The sequence below is a fragment of the Bradyrhizobium sp. TM233 genome, from assembly GCF_036247965.1.
Classification (GTDB): domain Bacteria; phylum Pseudomonadota; class Alphaproteobacteria; order Rhizobiales; family Xanthobacteraceae; genus Bradyrhizobium; species Bradyrhizobium ottawaense.
Map to the genome: position 1 here is coordinate 38896 of NZ_BTIG01000028.1, position 6830 is coordinate 45725.

Sequence of the window (6830 nt, forward strand, 5' to 3'; positions counted from 1 at the left end):
CGCGACGAGCGGGCCGCAGTGTCTTCGTAAGGAGCAGAGTCGCTATGAGCAGCGCGTACCGTGATGACGAAGGTCCGGACTCGGATCGGCAGCTGGACCTCTCCATCATTGTCGTGAGCTACAATACCCGCGACATGACGCTCGACTGTCTGGCGTCGATCGCCGCGGAGACAATGGGTACGAGATATGAGGTGATCGTCGTCGACAATAGCTCGTCCGACCAGTCAGCTGCCGCAATCGCCCGTCAATTCCCTGACGTCAGGCTGATTGCCCTAAACGACAACATCGGCTTTGCACGCGCCAACAATCTGGCTGCAAAACAGGCGCGCGGACGACGATTGCTTCTGCTCAATCCGGACACCGTTATTCTCGACTGCGCGATTGATCGTCTTTTCGAGTTCGCCGACGCGAATCCGTCATTTCACGTCTGGGGCGGACGCACGGTGTTTCCGGACGGCAGCCTCAATCGCACCTCGTGCTTTCGAAGAATTAGCTTGTGGAATTTGTTGTGCTTCGCGTTGGGGTTCACCTATTTCGGTCGTCGCAGTCCGATTTTCAATTCCGAGGCCTATGGCGGATGGGACCGGGATACCGCGCGGCACGTCGACATCGTTACAGGTTGTTTTTTGCTGATCGACCGGCTGGTGTGGGAGAGGCTCGGCGGGTTCGACCCCACATTCTTCATGTACGGAGAAGAAGCGGACCTCTGTCATCGCGCGCGATCCCTCGGTGCGCGGCCCGCGGTCACGCCTGAGGCGACTATCGTCCACTATGGCGGGGCATCCGACGTCGTGCCTGTCGACAAGAGGGTGAAGGTGTTCAAGGGAAGAATCACCTTGATCAATCGGCATTTCGGCTGGCCGGCACGGACGATCGGGCAGGCTTTGCACCTGATCGTGCCGCTCACACGCCGGTACGGATACGGCATGGCGGCCGCCCTGGCGCGGAATGCGGAATGGCAAAGGAATGCTGCTTATTGGGAAGCCGTCTGGAGGCGTCGGCGAGAGTGGGTTGGCGGTTACGAGGCACCGAGAGTCGAGCCGGCATGAGACGTTTCTGGCGAGAAGAGCGATGAGGTCAGATTGCGTAGAAGGACAGGGATGGACATGGCGAAGAGCCGGACGGCTCGCGTTTGGCCATAAGCGCTGGGGCGAGATTGTGCTCGAGGCTGCCCGCGTAGCGGCTGCCGTCGCAGCGCTCCAGATTCCGGCGGCGGTGGCAGCTGAACCGGACAGCGCGTCCAAGCTGGCCTTCGCCGCCCAATGGCCCGACGCAAGCAACACGGGGCCGCCTCGGGATCTCGCGCTGAAGCCGTCCGGCCCCCTCACGATTGCCGTTGCCGGCACGACGATTTCAGGACTGGACATTCAGGGCGGCGTCGTCGTCAACGCCGACAACGTGACCATCGAGATGTCCCGCATCTCGGCTAGCGCTTGGGCCGTTATCAAGATCGATCCGCATCGGACAGGAGTTGTCGTCAGGGATTGCACGATCGACGGCCAGGGTGCTGGTCCCGATGGCAATGGCAACCAGGGCATCATGGGACAGGGCACGTTCCAGCGCAACAACATCTCCAACGTCGAGAACGGCATCGTGCTGACCGGGAAGGGCAATCTGATCGAGCACAACTTTATTCACGATCTCAATGCCGGCGGGGCGCCGCATTACGATGGTATCCAGATCGATGGCGGCATCTCGGACACGGTCATCCGGCAAAACACGATCATCAATTCTCACGGCGCGGCCGGCGCTATCATGATCGACAACGAGTTTGGCCCGGTCTCCAACATCGTCATCGAAGGCAATCTTCTCGCCGGCGGCAGCTATACGGTCTACTCGGATGCGAAGTTCAGCGACAATCCGATCTCGGATGTCTCGATCACCGACAATCACATCGGCTCGGGGCAGTATGGGCCGACCCTGTTTCGGCGAAACCGCCCCACCTATCTCAGAAATGCGACAGACGGCTGGCGCCTGGTGCGCAATCTGAACTTCGGCAGCGTCGCGGCACAGGAGGCCATCAGATGAAGCGCTGGCGTGCTTTGCACCAACTGAAGCGCTTGTCGGGTCTAATGGCCTGGTCCGGCCTGTCCAGGGAGACAGCCTCATGAGCTATCCTGGCGATGCTCTCCTCGCGGGACAGCCGCGTATTCGCGCGACGGCGGCCGGATTCCAATCGACCATTCCCCAACGGGCCAGTCTGGTCGTCCCGCTCCTTCTGATGGGCATCGTACTGCCGTCGGGCCTTCAGGTGCTGATCGCCGGGGCAAAGCTGACGCCGACCAGAATAAGCCTCATGATCCTGCTGTTGCCGGCGGTCGCGCGGTTATTGCAGCCGAGCCGGCGGCTCCTGCTGTCGGACGGGCTCGCGGGGACGCTTGCGCTCGCCATGGTGGCGGCGGCTGGTTACGCCGCCGGACCTCAATCGGCGTTTTCTGCTGTCGCAGAGGCTCTCGACTTTGTCGGAGCATACTTTGTCGCGCGGGCTTTCGTTCTGCAGCCGTCGGCGGTCCAGCAGTTCATTCGTCTCATCAAGGCATTCACGGCGATTGCGATATGCGTTGCGCTAGCGGACGTGTTGACGGGGCATTGGATCGTCCGCGAGGTCATGGCGGCACTCATGCCGCAGCCTGAGGCGTTCGTGGACGACGGCACGTCGGGCGCAGATGGAGTGCGAGCAGGTCTGCGACGCGCAATATCGACGTTCGATCATCCTATTCTCTATGGCGTGTTCTGTTCGTTGACTGCGGCCATCGTGCTGTTCTCGGCGACAAATTCCATCAAGCGTCTGTCGTGGGCGTGTCTATGCGTCTTCGGCGGATTGCTGTCGTTATCTTCGGCCGCTGTCATGGGGATGGTCGTCGTCATGTCGAGCTACGCTTACGAGCGGTTGTTGCGCCACTGCCCGTGGCGATGGCCTCTCCTTTGGACGGCAGCGGGCATGTTCCTGCTGGCCGTTACCGCTGTGACAAATAACCCTCTCAGCTGGCTGCTGTCCCACGCGACACTGGAGCCTCAAACGGGGTTCTATCGCCTCATGATCTGGGACGCTGTCTCGGCGCAGGTGTGGCAGTCGCCTCTGACGGGAGCCGGATTCGTAACGTTTGGCTATTATCTACTCGATCGCACCGTCGACAGCGTGTGGCTGGTCACGAGCCTCCATTACGGCGTACCGGTCACCATCCTGCTGATCGTTCTGAACCTCTCGGCGGTATTGCCTGTGCCCGGGCGCCGTCCAACCCAGATTCAGACGGGATTCACGATCGCCTGCATGGTGTTCCTGTTCACGGGTTTGACGGTGCATTTCTGGAACTACATGTGGACGTTTTGGGGCGTTTGCATCGGCGTGCGTGCTTCGCTCAGGGAATGGCAGATGTTGGGAGCGCAAGATGAGCAATTTTGAGGTGGCATCATCGTCGATTGGCGGCATCAGGGGACGTTTGCGACCTTATGTCTGGTCATTACGCAGCGGGCTTCGGACGATCCGTTTCCTGTTCGGGCGCTTTGAGAGGACCTGTTCGGTATGTGGGTATCGAGGCCGGTTTTTCGCCTACGCAAATCCGCTGGCATTGGGAATCAACTTCGATTCGCTCTGTCCGAATTGTCTGTCGCACGAGCGGCACCGTCTGTTGGCGCTTTGCGACGCCGAGCAGAGCCTGTTTACGGGGAAGGATATCCTTCACTTCGCGCCCGAGAAGGGGCTCACGGAGTATATCAAGGCGAGAAAGCCGCGAAGTTACGTCACCTGCGAGTTCGGAGAAAAAGGCGCTGATCTTGACATCAATATCGAAAAGATAGACCTCGAAAGTGACAGGTTCGATCTGATCATTTGCTGCCACATCCTCGAGCACGTGAACGATCGCTTGGCCATGCCCGAACTGTTTCGGATCCTGCGTAAGGGCGGGACGCTGATCGCGATGATTCCTCTTATTGAGGGGTGGCAAGAAACGTTCGAGGATCGATCGAGGCAGAAAACAGAAGAAGATCGGATACTGTATTTCAACCAGCATGATCACGTCCGCTTCTTCGGTCGTGATTTCCGACGCCGGCTCGAACGAGCGGGCTTTGTCGTCGACGAGTATACGGCGGTCGAGCCTCAGGTTGCGCAATATGGCCTCATCCGCGGCGAGAAAGTATTTTTGTGCCGGAAGACTTAGGCCAGGCCGTGCTTTGACGTTGCCCGGCGAAATCGGGCCGCCTCGCTTTGTCACCTAAGCCCATTCATCACGTCATTGCATCGCCTCTGGCTCCGTCGGTAGGCGCGCATCTCAGCCAACGGAGCAGCACGGCAAATTCGAGCTGACTGTCTTGCCGCAGTCTGCTGCAGAGGACGTTCGCGCATCGTATTTAATAATGCGCAGTCGCTGGTTATTTATACATCCGATGGTTTATTTAATGTGCGCCAACGTTGAGCGCAGTCGATCTCGGAGCCGCTCGACCGTTGCGACGGGCCAGCTCGAAAGAATTTTTCTGTGAAGTGTGGCACGCGCATGTTTTGCCGTCGTTTGATCGCGGCTAGAACGAAATCGCTTTTAATTTCCGTAACGTAGATTTCCGCGCGGTATTTCCGGAAACGGGAATCTGACGGCGCTTGTGGCGAAATGACCTTAGCGGAGCCGTGGTCTTGTCAAAAAAAGGCCGTCTGCAGACGACCACTAACGCCGCGCAAGCACGGCACCTGGCGCATCTCGATCACTGATTAAATCGAGAGCGCAAACTCGCAATAAGCACTGGTGTCAGTTAACGGGGATAATGCAGAGAAGACGGAGAAACTATTTTGGCAACGACAACGAACGCATGGCCTGACGCGACGAACACTGGGGTGCCGGCAGGGGTAACGCTGACTCCTTCTGGAGATGTGGTCATCACGCAGGCGGGAGCGGTGGTTTCCGGACTCAACATCACCGGCAGTGTCTACATCAAGGCGGACAATGTGACCCTTGAGAACTGCAAGGTCACGTCCGGCGGTTGGGCTGCGGTGACCATTGATTCCGGAGTCACGGGCGCAGTGGTTCAGAATTGCACCATCGATGGCACCGGCCGTGCACCGGATGGCACTGGCAATCAGGGCATCATGGGAAGCGGCACGTTCATCGGGAACAACATCTTCAACGTGGAGAATGGCATCGTTCCGGGGAGCAACTCCGTCATCCAGGGCAACTACATCCACGATCTCCAGGCAGGCGGATCGCCTCACTATGACGGCATCCAGATCGACGGAGGCCTCTCCAACATTCAGATCACCGGCAATTCGATCATCAATCAGTGGGGCTGGACCTCTGCGGTCATGATCGACAACGACTTCGGGCCGGTCTCGAATGTCACCGTTGCCAATAACCTGCTGACTGGTGGCGCCTACACCGTATACGCGGATTCCAACCTGGGCACCGCATCGATTACCGGCGTGTCGTTCACCAACAATCACATTGGCGGCGCGCAGTATGGTGACGCGTTGATCCGCGGAAACAATTCGGTGTTCTCCGGGAATTACACGGACGGCGCGCAGCTGGCGTCGACGCTCAATACGTCGGCAAATAGCGGTACGACGACGACCTCACCGACGACGCCCCCCGCAACGCCCGAAGTCCCGGCAGCGCCGACCATCGCATCCTGGTCACCCGATACGGGCAAGACTGGCGATGGTATCACTGACGCCAGTCAGGTCACCCTGCACGGTACCGCCGCGGCTGGCAGCACCGTGAAGGTCTATGATGGTTCGACGCAGATCGGCGCGGCGACCGCGACTTCGACCGGAAGCTGGGACTACATCACCAAGGTCCTGACCGATGCGAAGCACACGTTGACCGCAACCGCGACCAGCTCGTCGGGCCAGACCAGCGTGGCGTCGGCCGCGGTGGCGGTCACCGTCGACACCAAGGCGCCAGCTGCACCGACGATCGCGAGTGACACCGTCAACACTGCCAATCAGGTCGTGATGTCGGGGACTGCCGAAGCGAACAGCGCGATCAAGGTGTTCGACGGAACGACCCAGGTCGGCACCGCGACGACCAACGCGAGCGGCGCGTGGAGCGTCACGACGTCTGCATTGTCGGTCGGTTCGCACGCCCTGACGGCGAAGGCGACCGACGTTGCCGGCAACGTCAGCGCTGCGTCGACGGCTGTGGACCCGGTCATTGGCTCTGGAACGACGACGGGCTCCACCGGCTCGGGCACGTCCGGTTCGGGTACCTCGGGTACAGGTACCACCGGCTCGGGCACGTCGGGCACGAGCACTGCGCCGGCCGCGCCGAAGATCGCCTCGTTCTCCAGCGATACCGGCACCGCCGGTGATCACATCACGAGCGACAAGACGGTGACCCTGGCGGGGACTGCAGCTGCCAACAGCACGGTCAAGGTGCTCGACGGCACGACCCAGCTCGGCACCGTAACCGCGGATGCGAACGGGGCGTGGCACTACACGACCGTCGCACTGCCGGACGGCAAGCACAGCTTCACCGCAACCGACACGGTCTCTGGCGTTACCAGCAAGGCATCGACTGCGCTTGATGTCACGGTGGATAGCGCTGCCCCCGATGCTCCGATCCTGTTGAGCGATCCGACGACACATAACCGCGCAACGGTATCCGGTACGGCGGAGGCGGGGAGCTCGATCAAGCTCTACGAGGGCACGACCCTGCTTGGCACCGCGACCGTCGCGAGCGACGGCGACTGGAGCGTGACGACCCCGAATCTCAAGCACGGGTCCCACACCTTCACCGCGACCGCGACCGATGCCGCCGGCAACACCAGCGCCTTGTCGCAGCCGATCGATCCGCCGATTGGTCATGGCGGCACCAAGGACGCTGCAATCGTCGAAGTCACCAATGTGC

5 protein-coding genes are annotated in these 6830 nt (G+C 60.4%); all 5 read left to right on the forward strand.

The window, feature by feature from the left end; all coding sequences use genetic code 11:
- Positions 1 to 44 precede the first annotated feature (44 nt).
- A complete protein-coding gene (locus AABA86_RS31520) occupies positions 45 to 1049 on the forward strand; it encodes a glycosyltransferase family 2 protein (RefSeq protein ID WP_212252370.1) in 1005 nt (334 codons plus the stop codon).
- On the forward strand, positions 967 to 2028 hold the full coding sequence (locus AABA86_RS31525) for a right-handed parallel beta-helix repeat-containing protein (RefSeq protein WP_338309556.1): 1062 nt from the start codon (positions 967 to 969) through the stop codon (positions 2026 to 2028). Before AABA86_RS31520 ends, AABA86_RS31525 begins: the two co-directional genes overlap by 83 nt.
- A gap of 79 nt (positions 2029 to 2107) precedes the next feature.
- Positions 2108 to 3403, forward strand: coding sequence for an O-antigen ligase family protein (locus AABA86_RS31530; protein WP_338309557.1), 1296 nt, complete (start codon positions 2108 to 2110; stop codon positions 3401 to 3403).
- Positions 3390 to 4157 carry a class I SAM-dependent methyltransferase gene (locus AABA86_RS31535; protein ID WP_338309559.1) on the forward strand — a complete coding sequence of 256 codons (768 nt, stop codon included), beginning with the start codon at positions 3390 to 3392 and terminating at the stop codon, positions 4155 to 4157. Before AABA86_RS31530 ends, AABA86_RS31535 begins: the two co-directional genes overlap by 14 nt.
- A 701-nt stretch (positions 4158 to 4858) precedes the next feature.
- Positions 4859 to 6830, forward strand: a 1972-nt coding sequence (locus AABA86_RS31540; protein ID WP_338309560.1) for an Ig-like domain-containing protein, incomplete at its 3' end; no start/stop codon positions are given.

Excerpts from the sequence above, each read along its gene's own strand:
- AABA86_RS31535 (WP_338309559.1), top strand. The coding sequence starts at position 3,390 with ATGAGCAATTTTGAGGTGGCATCATCGTCGATTGGCGGCATCAGGGGA.
- AABA86_RS31525 (WP_338309556.1), top strand. The coding sequence starts at position 967 with ATGCTGCTTATTGGGAAGCCGTCTGGAGGCGTCGGCGAGAGTGGGTTG.
- AABA86_RS31520 (WP_212252370.1), top strand. The coding sequence starts at position 45 with ATGAGCAGCGCGTACCGTGATGACGAAGGTCCGGACTCGGATCGGCAG.
- AABA86_RS31530 (WP_338309557.1), top strand. The coding sequence starts at position 2,108 with ATGAGCTATCCTGGCGATGCTCTCCTCGCGGGACAGCCGCGTATTCGC.